Raw genomic sequence first — 16,676 nt, forward strand, 5'->3', positions numbered from 1 at the left:
GTCGGTCGGAGATTGGATGGCGGCGAGTCAGACGGAAACGCTTCGATTCTGCCGTGGGCAGCGAGCGGGCGAAACATGCGTGGCGTGCAATGAATCGAACCAACGATTGCGAATACGGCAATCATGCTCATGCGCGACGGCTGACGCTGGTGATGGCGTGCGTCAGTTGCTCGACGAACGCGCGGGCTGCCTCGGGCAGGTTGCGCTTGGCGAGCGTCTGGATCTCGATATAGCGCTCGTTCATCTCCCGGTCGCGCAGCGGTATGGCCGCGATTGTCCCGGCCAGCAGCCGGCTGCGCACCGACAGCTCGCCGTAGAACGTGATGACTCCGGCGCCCGCTGCCGCGAAGGAAACCAGCGAGTCCAGGTAGTTGCTCGAAAACACGGTCTGGTAGCGCAGGCCCTGCCGGCTGCAGCTGGTATCCAGCAACTGCCGCAGCGAACTGTCCGCCGGCGCCAGCGCCAGCGGATAGGCCGTGACCTGCGACAGCGAAATCTGGCGCTGCCCGGCCAGCGGGTGGTCCGGCGCCATGATGGCGAGCACCGGCGCGGGATGGCGCAGCTCCACCTCGATGTTCGGCTCCGGCAACCCGGCGAGCGTCACGCCGATATCCGCGTCCCCGTCCCGGATGCGGCGCGCGATGTCGCCTTGCGGGCAGACGTCCAGGTCAAAGCGGATGCCCTCGTGCGCGCCCCGGAAACCGGCCGCCAGCGACGGCAGGAACTCATGTGCCAGCCCCGCCACACTGGCCACGCGGACCCGCCCGGCACGCAAGCCGCGCAGCGCCTGGATTTCGCCCGTCACGCGCTCGATGTCCTGCTGCGTGCGCTTGGCGTAGGCCGCCAGCAGCTCGCCTGCCGCATTGGGGACCAGCCCGCGTGCGCGCCGGTCGAACAGCAGTGTGTTGAGCTCGCCCTCCAGCCTGGCCACCTGCCGGCTGACCGCCGACGGCGCCACGTTCAGCTTGACCGCGGCGTCTTTGACGGACCCGGTGCGCACGACTTCCAGGAAGTAGCGGACGGCGGTCTCCTGCAGGATACGGTAGGACATGGGAACTCCGGGGGCGGGGCGAAAGTGTGTGAGCGCGGGGGCGCATGTGCGCGGGGGGCGGCGTCATGCAGGCCAAGTCTACCGCCGATTGCCGATCTGGCAATCCAATATTCTAAAGATTGCTCCCAACGCATTCATCCCAGCGCATAGCATGGTTATCAGGACACGCCGATACCCGTCGATACCGTGTCGCACCCCTCGACTGCCGGAGCCCGTTCATGCATGTCCCAGCCCCCCGCGCCACGTTTCGCGCCCCGATTGCCACCCTGGCCTGCTGCATCGCCATCGGATGCGGGTGGGCAAGTGCCCCGGCAGCCGCGCAGGGCGGCTATCCCACCAAGCCGATCCAGCTGGTGATTCCGTTCCCGCCGGGCGGATCGACCGATGTGATCGGGCGCCTGGTCGGGCAAAAGATGAGCGAGCGGCTCGGCCAGACCGTCGTGGTGGACAACCGGCCCGGCGCCGGCACCATCGTCGGCGCGAGTTTCGTCGCCAAGGCGGCCCCGGACGGCTACACCCTGCTGGCCACCTCGGGCACCACGTTCACGGTAAACCCCGCCGTCTATCCGCATCTGCCTTACGACCCCGCGAAGAACTTCGAGCCGATCGGCCAGATCGGCTCGACCAGCCTGATCCTGCTGGCAAACCGCGACGTGCCCGTCAACAACCTCAAGGAATTCGTGGCGGCGGCCAAGGCGGCACCCGGCAAGTATTCGTACGCGTCCTTTGGCACCGGCACCACCGCGCATTTCGCGGGCGAGGCGCTGCAAACCCTGACCGGCACCAAGCTGCTGCACGTGCCTTACAAGGGCAGCGCACCGGCAATGACCGACCTTATCGGCGGACAGGTGCCATTCAGCGTGGACACCGTGACGGCCGCCATCCCGCAGCTGAAGTCCGGCAAGATCAAGGCGATCGCCGTCACCACGGCAAAACGGTCCGCCTTGCTGCCGGACGTGCCTACCGTGGCGGAGTCCGGCTATCCGGGCATGGACGCCGGCACCTGGCTGGCAATCGTCGCGCCCAAGGGGCTGCCGCCTGAAGTAAAGGCCAAATTGGAAAAGGCCCTGGCCGAGGTCGTGGCCGATCCGGCCATGCGCCAGAAGCTGGCCGAAGCGGGCTTCGATGCAGCCTTTGCCAACGGCGCCCAGGTGACCGCCACCATCGCGAAGGAAGCGCCGCAGATGCGCGCCATCGCGCGCAACGCCAACATCAAGCTGGACTGATCCAGGAGACACCGTTTCATGCCTTTGCAAGACAGCCTGACCCAGACCTCCGCCGTGGAACTGCGGCGCCTGATTGGCAGCAAGGAAATCTCACCCGTGGCGCTGCTGGAAGCCTGCATCGCCCGCATCGAAGCCTATAACCCGGCGATCAACGCCATCACCGCCACCTGTTTCGACCGGGCGCGCGAGGAAGCCCGCGCGGCCGAGCGCGCCGTCATGCGCGGCGAACCGCTCGGCCTGCTGCACGGGCTGCCGCTGGGGGTGAAGGACCTGGAGGCCACGGCGGGCCTGCTGACCACGTACGGGTCTCCGCTCTATCGCAACAACGTACCCGCCGAGGACAACGTGCTGGTCGCGCGCCTGCGGGCGGCTGGCGCGATCGTCGCCGCCAAGACCAACGTGCCAGAGATGGGCGCCGGCGCCAATTCCCGCAACACGGTGTGGGGCGCCACCGGCAATCCGTTCAACCCCAACCTCAATGCGGGCGGCTCTTCGGGCGGGTCCGCCGCGGCGCTGGCCGCGGATTTCCTGCCGGTCTGCACGGGTTCCGATACGGGCGGATCGCTGCGCATCCCCGCCGCGAAATGCGGCGTGGTGGGCTTCCGGCCTTCACCGGGGCTGGTCCCCAGCTCACGCAAGCTGCTGGGATGGACGCCGATTTCCGTGGTTGGCCCGATGGGCCGCACGGTGGCCGATGCCTGCCTGCAGCTGGCCGCGTCCGCCGGCATGTCAGTATCCGACCCCCTGAGCTTCGAGAGCGATCCGGCCGCGTTCCTCGTCCCCGCGCCGGTCGATCTGTCGACGCTGCGCGTCGCCTGGACCGAGGATTTCGGCTGCTGCGCCGTGGATGACGACATCCGCCGCGTCTTCCGCGCGAAGATCGCCGCCATGAAGTCCATGTTCCGTCGCTGCGACGAGATCGATGTGGAGCTGGGCGACGTGCACCGCTGCTTCGATGTGCTGCGCGCCGAGAGCTTCGTCGCCGGGCTGCAGGACGCCTATCAGCGCGATCCGGCGAGCCTGGGGCCCAATACGCGCGCCAACTACGAGATGGGCGCGAAGATGTCGCTGGTGGACAGTGCCTGGGCACAGGCCGAGCAGACCCGCATCCTGCAGCGGTTCCAGCAGGCTTACCGCGACTACGACGTGATCCTGTCGCCCACCACGCCGGTATCGCCGTTCCCGTGGACGAACCTGTATGCGGAGACCATCAACGGCGAGCAGCAGGAGAACTACTACCGCTGGCTGGCGCTGACGTATGTCGTCACGCTGACCACGCATCCGTCCATCTCTCTGCCTTGCGGCACGGACCACGCGGGCATGCCGTTCGGCCTGCAGGTCACGGGACGGTTCCGTGCCGACCGGGAAACGCTCGGCGTGGCCCATGCGATGGAGCGCGCGTTCGCGGCGTCGCCCGCGCTGCGGCGACCGGTACCGGATCTGGCCGCATTGCGCCCCGCCGAACCCGCGTTGCGCTCGATCGTCACGGCGCCACCGGGCATCGATGGCACCGGCGCCGCATCGCAAGCGGTGTCAGCGGTTTGAGAGGCACTATAAAAATGATTCTGGCGTCGTTGCGGGGTTAGCCACATTCGCTTGCCGTACCACTTGTATGGTGTCTGCGGCCGCGCCCTTGCAGGGCGCGCATGCGCCGGTAGGCGCATGCCGCTGCGCAGGCGGATCGCGTGCGATCCTAAACCCCTGCTCCGCCCTAGCCAGAACCGCTATCGCTTCATTTTGATAGCGCCTCCAAGTCCAGAGTGAGCTTGTAGCCTTCGTGGCAGGCCACGAAGGCTAGCTTCTCCTTAGCGAGCCCCGTGGCGCGGAGGGCGTAGTCAGGCCTTGGGCATCAGCGCCGCCTTCGACAGTACACGGACGGGCACCGGGCCGGCGCGGCCTCGCAGGCGTGCATCAAGCTGCGGCAGGCCTGCGGCTGAAACGCCGGCATGCTGGAAGACTTCTTCTGAAACTATCGCCTCGCAAGCGATCTCCTTCGTCAGCTGCTCAAGTCTCGAGGCCACGTTCAACGGATCACCAATCGCCGTAAACGTGACGTGCTCGCGAAAGCCAATCTCACCCATGACCGCCCGACCGCAATGCAATCCGATGCCAAACCGGATTTTCGTTTTCAACTGCTGCCTGAGCGCATCGTTGAGTGCCTCGATATTGGCGGCCACCAGCGGCACGGCGCTGAGCGCCTGACGACAAGCGTCGGACGGCGGGCTGCTCAGGCCAAAGATCGCGAGCACTGCGTCCCCCAGAAACTGGTTTGGCAAACCGCCCGCCTGGACTACCGCGGCACAGACCGAATTCAGGAAGCGACTGACCACGAACAGGCTGTCGAACGGCAATTGTGCCGCCGCAAACTTTGTGGAATCGCGCATATCCACGAACATGAACGCCGCAAATCGCTCTTGCGGCATGACGTCCCGTTGGCGCCGTTGCAGGAAAGCCGCCGATGCTGCCGGCGGCACCAACGGCCATACGGAGAGATCATGAGTCGGCCGTAACTGGCAGGCAAGGCGCACTGTTTGCGAGTCAGCGCGCAGTCGCTCCAGAACGCGCCTCTCCGCCTCGACCGGTGCGGGCAGCGGCACATCGCTGAGCACGCGCACCCGGCACAACGTACATCGGGCGCGGCCACCGCAGGTGCTGGCGTGGGGAACGCCAGCCATGCGGCTGGCCTCGAGCACCGAAAATCCGCGGGGCGCGAACACTTTTCGCCCGTCTGGATACAGAACGCAGATCCGCCCGACCCGGCGCTCCCGCACCATGCGCACCAACCGCGCTGCGAGCACCAGCAGCAGCGCACCCCCATCGAAGAGCAAAAAGTCGTTGCGCAGCGTGGCGAGCCAGAGATTCTGCTGATCTGTGCCAATGATCGTCGGCCGGGTCGCCGCGGCGCGCCAGACGGGATCCTGCGCGAGCGCGATCACTTCCCGTCCGCCCTGCAGGAAACCTAGCAGCGCGAGCACCGGGAGCAGCACGGCGACGCTCAGTAGCACGCTCCGCCACGCCCCAAACCATGGCTTCAATCGCCACCAGAACCAGATGCCGTAGCACCCGTGCAGCCAGGCAACCACCAGCAGCGTCAGTTGAACACGGCCAAAGAACGGTGAAGCGATCCAGAACGAGTACAGCAACTGCGCGTAACCCTTGTCCAGGCCGAACTCAGCAAAAGCGACCCGCGTATTCGCAATATGGTTGGCGAGCAGCGGCGGTATGCACAAGCCGAGGACGAGTTGCGCCACCTCGCCCGGAGTCCAGTGCAACGAGCGCCGTTCGTACAGCGCCCAAAGACCCAGGAAGAAATGCGTCACCAGCGCACTGTACAGAACGGCCGTTCCGAGCCATCCCTGCCAAATGAACTTCTGCACAAGCAGATCGCGCTCCAGCCAGGCGAGCGAGATATTCCCGAGCGAGTGATTCAGCAGGTGCGTGCCGACGTAGGTGAACAGCACCAGTCCGGTGGTCAGCCGGATCGATCGCACCCCCGCAGGCCGCAACCTTTGAAGATAGGGAAAGAGTGCCATGCTCTACTCTCCTCGCTCTCGACGCCTGGTATGTGCTGACTGCGAAGAAGCAACCCGCCAGGACGGGCTGGGCAGAGCCCCGCCCGCGGATCCGGCAGCGTCTTAGCTGTGCGCGCCGTCGGTGAAAGGATCGCGCCGATCCGTGACCCTTGCGCCGTCCGAATAGACATCAAACTTGCCTGCCTTCGCGCCATCAGTGTAGGGATCGCGCGGCCCGTTGGCGTGTGTCCTGCTGTCTGGGGTGGCGACATCGGAGGGAAGGTTGGATGCATGGGCCAAGGCTGCGAACGATGCCAATGCCGCGACAGCGGCCGAAATCAGAACTTTCATGACGATCTCCAAATACAGTAGGGATAGCTTCCAAAGCGCATCCCAGTGAAGGCTACGCCTGGGCACGCAACTCGCTTCCGCGTCGTGCATCTGTAGAACTTCCCGGCCACCAGATTTATTCCCGCTCTCGCTCTCGCTGTCGACCCGGCCGCCTGCCAGGGAAAAGTCCTGTGCCGCATGGCGTGTCCCCGTGTCCTCTTGTTGCCGATGTCACGGACGCATTTTTTCGACCGCATCGGGGAATAAGAAGATCTGTTCCGCGGTTCATCCATGCAGAGCGTCATGCTTCGGAGTCAGGTCGACTGCGGGCATCACTTGCTCGAACAACCAAGGAGTGTCGACATGAAATCGAATTCGCTGAACTGGCTTCTCGTCCCGCCCACACGCGGTTCGCTCATCGCGAGCGCTGTGTTGATGGCAACTTCAGCTTGCACATACGCGCAAACCTCGCTGGAACCTGGCACACATCAAGTCACGCGTGCAGAAGTGCTGCATGAACTCGAGGAGTTGGAGTCGGTCGGTTACAACCCCTCCCTTGGCGACAATGGTGACTACCCCGCCAACCTTCAAGCAGCGGAACAAAAGCTGGAAGCCAAACATCGAGCGGAAAAAAAAGCGCTAGTGGATGGAAGCCCGGCGGCACAGACCGGTGAAAGCCGGAACGCACAGACCACGCCCGTGCTGCCTTCCCTTTGATCTTCAACGTGGAGTGCCCGCGAAGACGATGAACATGGGAGGCGCACCGGTCACACGATCGGCGCCTGCCATGCCGAAGCAACGCGGGATCCCATGCGGGTGACGATTCCGGGAATAAAAATGGCATGCCGGCGGTCTCGTTGTTATCCACTGTCGGTAACGGATTGCGGTTACAGCAGAAACTTCACAATGGCCGATCCAGTCACCGCGCGGCGCTTCGAAACGCTCGTCTTGCCTCATATGAACTCCGCCTTCAATGTCGCGCGATGGTTGACGCATAACGACCAGGATGCCCAGGACGTGGTGCAGGAGGCGTACCTGCGCGCATTCCGTTTTTTTGACGGATTCCGCGGCGAGGATGCACGTGCCTGGCTATTGAGCATTGTGCGCAACACTTTCTGCACCTGGTACCAGCAAAACCGGGGGCATGCAGCGAATACCACAATGTTCGAGGAGGAGATGCATAGCCTTGAGACGAGTGCCGATGGGCATGACGACAGTCCTGAAGCCATGCTCATTCGTGGTGAGAGCCAGAAGCGGGTGCACAAGGCGTTACAGGCCTTGCGGCTGGAATACCGGGAGGTTGTCGTGCTGCGGGAGCTGGAAGACCTGTCGTACAAGGAAATGGCCACCATCGTGGGTATCCCGATAGGCACGGTGATGTCGCGCCTGGGCCGCGGCCGCCAGCAACTCGCGGCCCTGCTCGCCCCGGCGGATCAGGAGTCGTGATGGATCACCAACATGCGTTTGAACTGTTGCCGGGCTATCTCGACCAGGAGCTGAGCCTGTCTGAAGCGCTCGAATTCGAGCGCCATCTTGCCGACTGCGAGCAGTGCCAGCAGGTCTATGCACAACACTGCCAGGTGAGTGCGCAGCTCCGTCAGGCGGATTTGCGCGTAGCAGCGCCGCAGGAACTGGTGAAACGGGTCAAGGCTGGGCTGCCGAGGCGCCGCCCGCTCTGGCAGCGGCTGAGCGAGCGAGTTGGTCGGTGGGGCGGTGGTGGGTCGTTGAGCTGGGCGCCGGCTGGCGCGATGGTGATGAGTCTGGTCGCGTTGACCTGGAGCGCGGGGCTGTACCTCGCGGTGCCATCGAGCGAGACGCGCCTGACTCAGGAACTCGTGGACAACCATATTCGCTCGTTGCAGGTCAATCACCTCTCCGACGTGATCTCAACCGACCGGCACACGGTCAAGCCGTGGTTCGAGGGCAAGCTGGACTTTGCGCCGCCTGTGGTCGATCTTGCGCAGCAAGGATATCCGCTGGTCGGTGGACGACTCGATTACCTGAACGGGCGGCCGGTAGCCGTGATGGTCTATCACTACAAGCTGCATCCGATCAATCTTTATGTATGGCCGGGCAACGACGCGGGCGCAGCGCCTCGCCTATACGCGCAGCGGGGCTATCACCTCGCCCACTGGAGTGCCGCAGGGATGAATTACTGGGCGATCACCAATGCCGGCGAAGCGGAACTGAACGGCTTCATCACGGACCTGCGTGCGCATCCTGCTTCCTAGCCACCGCAGCGCGGTGCGATGCGATGGAGCGCGCGTTCGCGGCGTCGCCCGCGCTGCGGCGCCCGGTGCCGGGCCTGGCCACGTTGCGCCCCGCCGAACCCGCGTTGCGCTCGATCGTCACGGCGCCACCGGCCATCGACGGTAAGGACGCCGCATCGCAGGCGGTGTCAGCGGTTGGAGTCCAGGGTGAGCTTGTAGCCTTCGTGGCTGGCCACGAAGCCGAGCTTTTCGTAGAAGCGATGCGCGTCGGGGCGGCCCTTGTCGGTCGTGAGCTGGACCAGCTGACAGCCCCACGCGCGGCATTCGGCAATCGCCCATTCGAACATCTGCTGGCCGATGCCGCCGCTGCGATGGCTGGCGGCAATGCGCACGGCCTCGATTTGTCCGCGCCAGGCGCCGTGCCTGGCAATGCCCGGCAGGAACGACAGCTGGAACGTGCCGACGATCCGCTCGCCTTGCACGGCGTCCGGTGTATCGTCCGCCGTGGCGCGCTCCACCGCGACCACCAGCCGCTGGTTGGCATCGGCCTCGATGGCGCGAAACGCCGCCACGTAGCGCGGGTCCACCGGATCGCTGACGGTCTCGCGCAGGCGGCCCAGCGGATCGTCCGCGAGCAGGCGGACAATCGCGGGCAGGTCGGCGAACTGTGCGGTGCGGAAGGTGATGTTGGTCATGCGTATCCTCAGATCTGGCGCGACAGGCCCGGTGCTTCAGGCCCGGCGCTTCGGTTGACGGCGCGCTGTTGCGCCGGCGATGGCTTCCGCTTCCGTGCGCAGGCAGCCGATGAGCTGCGTCACGCTCGGCGCCAGCCGCCGTTCGCGCAACGTGATCAATCCGATGGGCGGCAGCTCCACTTCGATCGCCATCGCCAACACCTTGAAGCGCCCTTCCGCTTCCAGTTGCTGCCCCACCGACCGCGCGACAAATCCCACGGCCTGGCGTTGCGCGACGAATGTGGTCACCGCCATGTACGACGACGATTCCACCACATCGGCGGGCGGATGCTGGCCGGCCCGGAAGAACGTCTGCTCGATCTTGACCCGCAGCGACGCCCACGGCGGCGGCAGCACGCAGGGCATCGCCGCGAGATCCGACCAGGTGGGACGCGTCTTGCGCGCAAGCGCATGATCCGCCGCGACGATCGCCACCATGGGCTCCTCGTAGAGCGGCTCCGTCACCAGGTCGGGCGCCGCGTACGCGGGTTCAAGACGGCCGATGATCACATCCAGCTCGCTCAATCGCAGGCGCGGCAGCAGATGGGTCAGGTCGCCCTCCTCGATCAGCACGGTCGCGCGCGTCGACTGCGCCTTGAGCCGCGAGACCGCCCGCGCCAGCAGCACCGGCAGCGCCGCACCCATCGACCCCACGCGCACCCGGCCCGCCGCGCCGCTGGCCACGGCCTCGATCTCGTCGCGCGTCATGTCGAACTGGGCCAGCACGGACCGCGCAAAACGCACCAGCGACTCGCCGGCCGGCGTTGGCTCCGTGCCGCGCGTGGAGCGCGAAAACAGCGTCATGCCGAACATCTTCTCCACCTCCGCCAGCACCTTGGACACCGCCGGCTGGCTGACGGACAGGAACTCGGCAGTACGCCCCAGGTGGCGGAATTCGTCCAGCGCCACCAGCAACTGCAAGTGGCGTAGCTTGATGTTGGAGCGCAGCGCGCGATCAATATGGGCCATGGCGCAAAGTCTATCTAACCTTAAGGTTATGAAGCAATGCCATTTTTTGATTGGATTGTTATGGGTCGCCTGCGCACAATGGCGAGCATGGCGGATGGCAAAGCACCAGTTCCGCGACACAAAAGACCGGAGACATCATGACGCAAGGCATCCCCACCAACCTCACGCGCCGCCGACTGCTACTGGGCAGTGCCGCAGCCACCGCCGCAGCCGCCACCGGTACTGCCGGCCTGATCCTGCCGCGCTCCGTCCGGGCCGCCGCCGTGTATCCCGAACGTCCCATCACCTTTATCTGCCCGTGGCCCGTGGGCGGCACGGCCGACCAGTCGATGCGGGCCTTGTGCCAGGTGGCGTCGGGCATCCTCAAGCAGTCCGTGGTGGTGGAAAACCGCGCCGGCGCGTCCGGCATGATCGGCACCAAGGCCCTGGCGCGCGCCAATCCGGATGGCTACACGATCGGCCAGATCCCGATCTCGGTCACGCGCTTCTCGCAGCTCGGCATGCTGCAACTGGACCCGCGCACCGAACTGACCTACCTGGCCCGCACCTCGGGCCAGACCTTCGGCATCGCCGTGCCGGCGAATTCGCGCTTCAAGACGCTGGAAGACGTGATTGCGGCCGCCAAGGCCAGCCCGGGCCGCATCACCTACGCCCACGCGGGCATCGGCGGCGCCACGCACGTCGGCATGGAGCAATTCGCGCTGGCGGCCAACATCCGGTTCAACGCCATCGCCTACAAGGGCGGCGCCGCCGCATTGCAGGACGTGCTGGCCGGCCAGGTGGACCTGCTGGCCGATTCCAGCTCCTGGGCGCCGCATGTGGAAGCCGGCAAGCTGCGCCTGCTGGCCACCTGGGGCGAGCAACGCACGCCGCGCTTCAAGGACACGCCGACGCTGCGTGAGCTGGGCTACAACGTGGTGGTCGAAGCGCCCAACGGCATCGGCGCGCCCAAGGGCCTGCCGCCCGCCGTGGAAAAGACACTGCGCGATGCCTTCCGCGCCGCCGTGGCCAGCGCCGAGTTCAAGGCGGTGGCCGCGCGCATCGATGCTCCGGTGATGTACCTCGACGGCCCCGAGTACAAGAAGTACGTCACCACCGTCTATGACCAGGAAACCCAGCTGATCCAGCGCCTGAAGCTCAAGGAACTGCTCCAGCAGAGCTGACCGCAACACACCTCGCATCGTGAACCCGAACCCCGTCATCCGGCTGCACCCCAACGACAACGTGCTGATCGCCCGCAGCGACCTGACGCTGGGCCAGCAACTGGCCGATCCCGGCGTGCGCATGCGCGCGCAGGTGCCGGCCGGCCACAAGATCGCCGCCCGCGCCATTGCGCGTGGCGAGCAGGTCCGCAAGTACGACACCGTGATCGGCGTGGCCAACCGCGATATCGCCGCTGGCGATCATGTGCACAGCCACAACCTGGAACTGGTCGATTTCTACCGCGACCCCGCGTTCTGCCGCGACGTGCGCCCCGTGGACTACGTGCCCGAAGCCGAGCGCGCCACCTTCATGGGCTTCGTGCGGCCCGATGGCCGCGTCGGCACGCGCAACTTCATCGGCATCCTGTCGTCGGTGAACTGCTCGGCCACCGTCATCAAGCACATCGCGGCGCATTTCACGCCGGAGCGGATGGCGGCGTATCCCAATGTCGATGGCGTGGCCGCCTTTGCGCAAAGCAGCGGCTGCGGCATGTCGTCGCCGAGCGAGCATTTCGACCTGCTGCGCCGCACGCTGGCCGGTTATGCGCGCCACCCGAACCTGGCCGGCGTGCTGATCGTCGGCCTGGGCTGCGAGCGCAACCAGGTGGCATCGCTGGTGGAATCGCAAGGGCTGGTGCCCGGCGTGAACCTGCGCACGCTGGTCATGCAGGACACCGGCGGCACGCGCGAGACCATCGCCGCCGGCATCCGCGCCATCGAGGAAATGCTGCCCGCGGCCAATACGGCCACGCGCCAGCCCGTGCCCGCCAGCCACCTGAAGATCGGGCTCGAGTGCGGCGGATCGGATGGCTTTTCCGGCATCACCGCCAACCCGGCGCTCGGCGCCGCGATGGACATCCTCGTGCGGCATGGCGGCACGGCGATCCTGTCGGAGACGCCCGAGATCCACGGCGTGGAATACATGCTGACGCGCCGCGCGATCACGCCGGAGGTCGGCCAGAAGCTGCTGGACCGCCTGGCCTGGTGGGAACGCTATACCGCCGGCCAGAACGCGCAATTCAATGGCGTGGTCGGCCACGGCAACCAGCAGGGCGGCCTGGCCAATATCTTCGAGAAGTCGCTCGGCTCCGCGATGAAAGGCGGCACCACGCCGCTGCAGGCCGTGTACGAATATGCCGAGCCGATCGACAAGGCGGGCTTCGTCTTCATGGATTCCCCCGGCTACGACCCCGTGGCCGCCACCGGCCAGATCGCCAGTGGCGCCAACCTGATCTGCTTCACCACGGGCCGGGGGTCGATGTTCGGCTCCAAGCCCGCGCCGACGATCAAGCTGGCGTCGAATTCGCCCATGTTCCGCCGGCTCGAGGAAGACATGGACATCAACTGCGGCCTCGTGCTCGACGGCGAACTGAGCGTCGCGCAGATGGGGGAACGGATCTTCGCCCACATCCTGCGCGCCGCGTCCGGCGAGGCGACCAAGAGCGAATTGCTCGGCCTGGGCGACCACGAATTCGTGCCCTGGCATCTCGGCATCGTCAGCTGACTCCCCTTTCATTCTTCGCCTTCGCACCATGCTTGCTTCCCTTGCCCATCCGGACCTGTTGCGGTCTCAGAACTACATCGGCCAGCAATGGTGCGATGCCCGGCCCGGCCAGACGCTGCCGGTGTTTGACCCCGCTACCGGCGACGAGATTGCCCGCGTGCCGGACAGCGACGCCACCGACGCCATCCGCGCCGCCGACGCCGCGGCCACCGCATTCCCGGACTGGAGCCGCCGCACCGCACGCGACCGCGCCCAGATCATCAAGCGCTGGCACGCGCTGATCCTGTCGCACCAGGACGACCTGGCGCGCATCATCTCCGCCGAGCAGGGCAAGCCGATGCACGAGAGCGTGGGCGAGGTGCGCTACGGCGCGTCGTACGTGGAATGGTTCGCGGAAGAAGCCACACGTATCTGCGGCGACGTGGTGGCCGAATCGGCGCCCGGCCGCAAGATGTTCGTGCTGAAGGAAGCCGTGGGCGTGGTGGCTGCCATCACACCGTGGAATTTCCCGCTGGCGATGATCGCTCGCAAGATCGCTCCCGCGCTTGCCGCAGGCTGCACCGTGGTGGCCAAGCCGGCCGAGGACACGCCGCTGACCGCGCTGGCGCTGGTGTATCTGGCCGAAGAGGCCGGCCTGCCGCCCGGCGTGATCAATATTGTCACGGCATCGCGCACCAATACGCCGGCCGTGGTCGATGCGTGGCTGGCGGACCCGCGCGTGCGCAAGATCACCTTCACCGGATCGACGCCCGTCGGCAAGCACCTGGCGCGCGAATCGGCGGGCACGCTCAAGAAACTGTCGCTCGAACTGGGTGGCAACGCCCCGTTCATCGTCTTTGACGATGCCGACCTCGATGCGGCCGTCGAGGGCCTGATGGCCTCGAAGTTCCGCAACGGCGGCCAGACCTGCGTCTGCCCCAATCGCGTCTATGTGCAAGACGGCGTGCACGACGCCTTCGTCGAGCGGCTAGCCGCGCGCGTCAAAGCCTTGCACGTGGGCCCGGCCACCGAACCCGCATCGCGGATCGGCCCGATGATCAATGCGCGCGCCGTGGAAAAGATCGATCGCCACGTGCAGGATGCCGTCGCCAAGGGCGCGCGCATCGTCGCGGGCGGCGAGCGCGTGCGGACCAGCGACGGCCCGCACTACTACGCTCCCACGGTGCTGGTCGACGCGACGCCCGCGATGGCCCTGGCCGACGAGGAAACCTTCGGCCCGGTGGCACCGGTCTTCCGCTTCCGGCATGAGGATGAAGTCATCCGCCACGCCAACGACACGCCGTTCGGGCTGGCCGCGTACTTCTATTCCAACGACGTGCGTCGCATCTGGCGCGTGGCGCAGGCGCTGGAGACCGGCATCGTCGGCATCAACGAAGGGGCGATTGCTTCCGAGGCGGCTCCGTTCGGCGGCGTCAAGGAATCCGGCTATGGCCGCGAGGGATCGCGCCACGGCCTGGATGACTATATGCACACCAAATACCTGTGCCAGGGCCAGCTGGCCTGACGGCAATCCATACATCGGACCCCACGCATGCCCGCAAACAACCCGTTCAAGACCGCGCTGGCCGCGCGCCAGGCGCAGATCGGCCTCTGGATGTCCGCCGCCACGCCCTACCTGGCCGAGGTCAGTGCGACGGCCGGCTTCGACTGGCTGCTGATCGACGGCGAACACGCCCCCAACGACGTGCGCACCATCCTGCAGACGCTGCAGGCCGTCGCGCCCTACCGCTCGCAACCCGTGGTCCGCGCGGTGGCCGGCGAAACCGCGCTGATCAAGCAGTTGCTCGATATCGGCGCGAAGACGCTGCTGGTGCCGATGGTCGACACCGCCGAACAAGCCGCGTCCCTCGTCCGCGCCACGCGTTACCCGCCGCACGGCGTGCGCGGCGTGGGCAGCGCGGTGGGCCGCGTGTCGCAATGGAGCGCGCGCACGGACTACCTCGATATCGCCGACGACGAAGTCTGCCTGCTGGTGCAGGCCGAGACCGTCACGGCCATGCAGAACCTGGAAGCCATCTGCGCCGTGGACGGCGTGGACGGCGTGTTCATCGGCCCGGCCGACCTGGCGGCGTCGATGGGCCATCGCGGCAAGCCGGGCCATCCCGAGGTGCAGGCCGAGATCGAGCGGGCGATGCGCACGATCATCGCCAGCGGCAAGGCGGCCGGTACGCTGACCTCCGACCCCACGCTCGCCCGCCGCTATCTGGAGATCGGCTGCACCTTCGTTGCCACCGGCGTGGACGTGCTACTGTTCGCGGGCGCGGCGCGCAAGCTCGCCGCGGAATTCCTGCCCGATCGCGCCAATGCATCCAATGACGCGGCATCATCGCGTCCCGGCGCCGCCTACTGATTCAGACTCATGACCGCCCTGCCCTCCCCCGAGATCCTCCTGAACGCCATGCAGGCGATTGTCGGCGCCAATGGCTGCCTGACCGCCGATGCCGACACCGAACCCTACGTGACCGACTACCGCAAGATCTATCACGGCAAGTCGCCGGTGGTGGTCATGCCGTCATCGACCGAACAGGTCAGCCAGGTCATGGCGTGGTGCTACGAACACGGCGTGCCCGTGGTGCCGCAGGGCGGCAACACCTCGCTGATGGGCGGCGCGGTGCCCGACGATTCCGGCACCGCCGTGGTCATCAACCTCGGCAAGATGAACCGCGTGATGGCCATCGACCCGGTCAACGACACCATGACCGTGCAGGCCGGTGTCACCCTCTCGGCGGCACGCGCGGCGGCGGAGGACAGCAAGCGGCTGTTCCCGCTGCGCATCGGCTCCGAGGGCTCCTGCCAGATCGGCGGCAACCTGTCGACCAACGCGGGCGGCACCGCCGTGCTGCGCTACGGCAACATGCGCGACCTGGTGCTCGGCATCGAAGTGGTGCTGCCCGATGGCCGGATCTTTTCCTCGCTGCGCGGCCTGCGCAAGGACAATACGGGCTACGACCTCAAGCACCTGTTCGTCGGTGCGGAAGGCACGCTGGGCATCATTACCGGCGCGGTGCTGAAGCTGATGCCGCAGCCGCGCGCCTCGGCCGTCGCCTTCGTCGCCGTGGAAAGCCCCGAGGCCGCCGTAAAGCTGCTTGGCGAGGCCCGCCAGGTATCCGGCCAGGCCGTCACGGCATTCGAGCTGATTTCCGCGCCGGCGCTGGAGCTGGTGCTGGAATACCTCGGCAATGCGCCGTCGCCGCTGGCTGACCGCCACGACTGGATGGTGTTGATCGAACTGACGTCGGGTGCCGATGAAGACAGCCTGAACGCCACGCTGATGGAAATCCTGGAGGCCGGGCTCGGCAATGGCTGGGTGGTCGATGCCGCCGTGGCGTCGAGCCTCTCCGACGCGCAGACGTTCTGGCGCATCCGCGAGGAAATCTCCGACGCGCAGACGCGCACCGGCGGCAGCATCAAGTGCGATATCTCGGTGCCCGTCTCGCGCATCGCCGGTTTCATCGGCAAGGCCTCCGCCGAGGTGCTGGCGCTGGAGCCCGCCACCCGCATGGTCATCTACGGCCATATGGGCGACGGCAACGTGCACTTCAACCCGTTGCGCCCCAAGGACCGCAGCGCCAAGGACTTCCTGGCCCAGTGGTACAAACCGGTGTCCGACCTGGTGGACGGGCTGGCCCATGCGGAGAATGGCTCGATCTCCGCCGAGCACGGCATCGGCGTGGCCAAGCGCGACGACCTGAACCGCTACAAGTCCCCGGTGGAGCTGCAGCTGATGTGGCAGGTCAAGCGCGCACTCGACCCGAAGAACCTGATGAACCCGGGCCGGGTACTGCCACAGCTGGAAGACAAGTAAAGGCCGCTCACGCGCCGCGCGGGCCATCGCGCCCGCGCGACAGCGCGACAGCGAAATAGTGGCCAGCCGCCGGATCGCGCCGGGCATCCCGGCCACGGCAGCCCACGCAGCCCATGGCAGCAAGTAAGCGGCA

At 66.4% G+C, this 16,676-nt stretch carries 15 protein-coding genes; 10 read left to right on the forward strand and 5 right to left on the reverse strand.

What is annotated here, in order from left to right:
• Positions 1-127 precede the first annotated feature (127 nt).
• Positions 128-1,051, reverse strand: a complete 924-nt coding sequence (locus tag AC1DOX_RS09080; RefSeq protein ID WP_477101255.1) for a LysR family transcriptional regulator — start codon at positions 1,049-1,051, stop codon at positions 128-130.
• A gap of 218 nt (positions 1,052-1,269) precedes the next feature.
• On the opposite strand from AC1DOX_RS09080, the gene AC1DOX_RS09085 reads away from it, so the two are divergent.
• Positions 1,270-2,277, forward strand: a complete 1,008-nt coding sequence (locus AC1DOX_RS09085) for a Bug family tripartite tricarboxylate transporter substrate binding protein (RefSeq protein WP_441616426.1) — start codon at positions 1,270-1,272, stop codon at positions 2,275-2,277.
• 18 nt (positions 2,278-2,295) lie between these two features.
• On the forward strand, positions 2,296-3,822 hold the full coding sequence (locus AC1DOX_RS09090; RefSeq protein WP_441616424.1) for an amidase: 1,527 nt from the start codon (positions 2,296-2,298) through the stop codon (positions 3,820-3,822).
• 290 nt (positions 3,823-4,112) lie between these two features.
• On the opposite strand, the gene AC1DOX_RS09095 is transcribed toward AC1DOX_RS09090, so the two are convergent.
• On the reverse strand, positions 4,113-5,810 hold the full coding sequence (locus AC1DOX_RS09095) for an adenylate/guanylate cyclase domain-containing protein (RefSeq protein WP_441616422.1): 1,698 nt from the start codon (positions 5,808-5,810) through the stop codon (positions 4,113-4,115).
• Positions 5,811-5,912: 102 nt separating this feature from the next.
• Positions 5,913-6,140, reverse strand: a complete 228-nt coding sequence (locus tag AC1DOX_RS09100) for a hypothetical protein (RefSeq protein ID WP_441616421.1) — start codon at positions 6,138-6,140, stop codon at positions 5,913-5,915.
• Between the two features lie 342 nt (positions 6,141-6,482).
• On the opposite strand from AC1DOX_RS09100, the gene AC1DOX_RS09105 reads away from it, so the two are divergent.
• The 3 genes from AC1DOX_RS09105 to AC1DOX_RS09115 all read left to right on the forward strand — a co-directional run bounded on the left by AC1DOX_RS09105 (position 6,483) and on the right by AC1DOX_RS09115 (position 8,350).
• Positions 6,483-6,836, forward strand: coding sequence for a DUF4148 domain-containing protein (locus AC1DOX_RS09105; RefSeq protein WP_441616419.1), 354 nt, complete (start codon positions 6,483-6,485; stop codon positions 6,834-6,836).
• Between the two features lie 189 nt (positions 6,837-7,025).
• Positions 7,026-7,565 carry a sigma-70 family RNA polymerase sigma factor gene (locus AC1DOX_RS09110; protein ID WP_441616417.1) on the forward strand — a complete coding sequence of 180 codons (540 nt, stop codon included), beginning with the start codon at positions 7,026-7,028 and terminating at the stop codon, positions 7,563-7,565.
• Positions 7,565-8,350: an anti-sigma factor family protein gene (locus AC1DOX_RS09115; protein WP_441616415.1), complete on the forward strand. Its 786-nt coding sequence runs from the start codon at positions 7,565-7,567 to the stop codon at positions 8,348-8,350. The genes AC1DOX_RS09110 and AC1DOX_RS09115 overlap by 1 nt, the downstream gene beginning before the upstream one ends.
• A 167-nt stretch (positions 8,351-8,517) precedes the next feature.
• Here AC1DOX_RS09115 and AC1DOX_RS09120 read toward each other — a convergent pair whose 3' ends face one another.
• The gene (locus AC1DOX_RS09120) at positions 8,518-9,024 is read right to left on the reverse strand and encodes a GNAT family N-acetyltransferase (protein WP_441616413.1); all 507 of its coding nucleotides are present in this window, start codon (positions 9,022-9,024) and stop codon (positions 8,518-8,520) included.
• 36 nt (positions 9,025-9,060) lie between these two features.
• On the reverse strand, positions 9,061-10,032 hold the full coding sequence (locus AC1DOX_RS09125; protein ID WP_441616411.1) for a LysR substrate-binding domain-containing protein: 972 nt from the start codon (positions 10,030-10,032) through the stop codon (positions 9,061-9,063).
• Positions 10,033-10,169: 137 nt separating this feature from the next.
• Between AC1DOX_RS09125 and AC1DOX_RS09130 the strand changes: the two genes are divergently transcribed.
• The 5 genes from AC1DOX_RS09130 to AC1DOX_RS09150 are packed head-to-tail and all read left to right on the forward strand — an operon-like array spanning position 10,170 to position 16,543.
• Positions 10,170-11,195: a tripartite tricarboxylate transporter substrate binding protein gene (locus tag AC1DOX_RS09130; RefSeq protein ID WP_441616409.1), complete on the forward strand. Its 1,026-nt coding sequence runs from the start codon at positions 10,170-10,172 to the stop codon at positions 11,193-11,195.
• A 19-nt stretch (positions 11,196-11,214) separates the two neighbouring features.
• The gene (locus tag AC1DOX_RS09135) at positions 11,215-12,738 is read left to right on the forward strand and encodes a UxaA family hydrolase (protein WP_092137074.1); all 1,524 of its coding nucleotides are present in this window, start codon (positions 11,215-11,217) and stop codon (positions 12,736-12,738) included.
• A gap of 28 nt (positions 12,739-12,766) precedes the next feature.
• Positions 12,767-14,242, forward strand: a complete 1,476-nt coding sequence (locus AC1DOX_RS09140; protein ID WP_441616406.1) for an NAD-dependent succinate-semialdehyde dehydrogenase — start codon at positions 12,767-12,769, stop codon at positions 14,240-14,242.
• A 27-nt stretch (positions 14,243-14,269) separates the two neighbouring features.
• Complete coding sequence (gene hpaI, locus AC1DOX_RS09145; protein WP_441616404.1) at positions 14,270-15,088, forward strand: 4-hydroxy-2-oxoheptanedioate aldolase; 819 nt, start codon at positions 14,270-14,272, stop codon at positions 15,086-15,088.
• A gap of 9 nt (positions 15,089-15,097) precedes the next feature.
• Entirely contained in the window at positions 15,098-16,543 is a 1,446-nt protein-coding gene (locus AC1DOX_RS09150) for an FAD-binding oxidoreductase (protein ID WP_092137071.1), read from the forward strand.
• Positions 16,544-16,676: the final 133 nt, after the last annotated feature.

It is taken from the genome of Cupriavidus sp. 01L415 (assembly GCF_056400065.1).

Coding starts and splice junctions, on each gene's coding strand:
- AC1DOX_RS09080 (WP_477101255.1), bottom strand. CDS start 1,051: ATGTCCTACCGTATCCTGCAGGAGACCGCCGTCCGCTACTTCCTGGAA.
- AC1DOX_RS09085 (WP_441616426.1), top strand. CDS start 1,270: ATGCATGTCCCAGCCCCCCGCGCCACGTTTCGCGCCCCGATTGCCACC.
- AC1DOX_RS09090 (WP_441616424.1), top strand. CDS start 2,296: ATGCCTTTGCAAGACAGCCTGACCCAGACCTCCGCCGTGGAACTGCGG.
- AC1DOX_RS09095 (WP_441616422.1), bottom strand. CDS start 5,810: ATGGCACTCTTTCCCTATCTTCAAAGGTTGCGGCCTGCGGGGGTGCGA.
- AC1DOX_RS09100 (WP_441616421.1), bottom strand. CDS start 6,140: ATGAAAGTTCTGATTTCGGCCGCTGTCGCGGCATTGGCATCGTTCGCA.
- AC1DOX_RS09105 (WP_441616419.1), top strand. CDS start 6,483: ATGAAATCGAATTCGCTGAACTGGCTTCTCGTCCCGCCCACACGCGGT.
- AC1DOX_RS09110 (WP_441616417.1), top strand. CDS start 7,026: ATGGCCGATCCAGTCACCGCGCGGCGCTTCGAAACGCTCGTCTTGCCT.
- AC1DOX_RS09115 (WP_441616415.1), top strand. CDS start 7,565: ATGGATCACCAACATGCGTTTGAACTGTTGCCGGGCTATCTCGACCAG.
- AC1DOX_RS09120 (WP_441616413.1), bottom strand. CDS start 9,024: ATGACCAACATCACCTTCCGCACCGCACAGTTCGCCGACCTGCCCGCG.
- AC1DOX_RS09125 (WP_441616411.1), bottom strand. CDS start 10,032: ATGGCCCATATTGATCGCGCGCTGCGCTCCAACATCAAGCTACGCCAC.
- AC1DOX_RS09130 (WP_441616409.1), top strand. CDS start 10,170: ATGACGCAAGGCATCCCCACCAACCTCACGCGCCGCCGACTGCTACTG.
- AC1DOX_RS09140 (WP_441616406.1), top strand. CDS start 12,767: ATGCTTGCTTCCCTTGCCCATCCGGACCTGTTGCGGTCTCAGAACTAC.
- hpaI (WP_441616404.1), top strand. CDS start 14,270: ATGCCCGCAAACAACCCGTTCAAGACCGCGCTGGCCGCGCGCCAGGCG.
- AC1DOX_RS09150 (WP_092137071.1), top strand. CDS start 15,098: ATGACCGCCCTGCCCTCCCCCGAGATCCTCCTGAACGCCATGCAGGCG.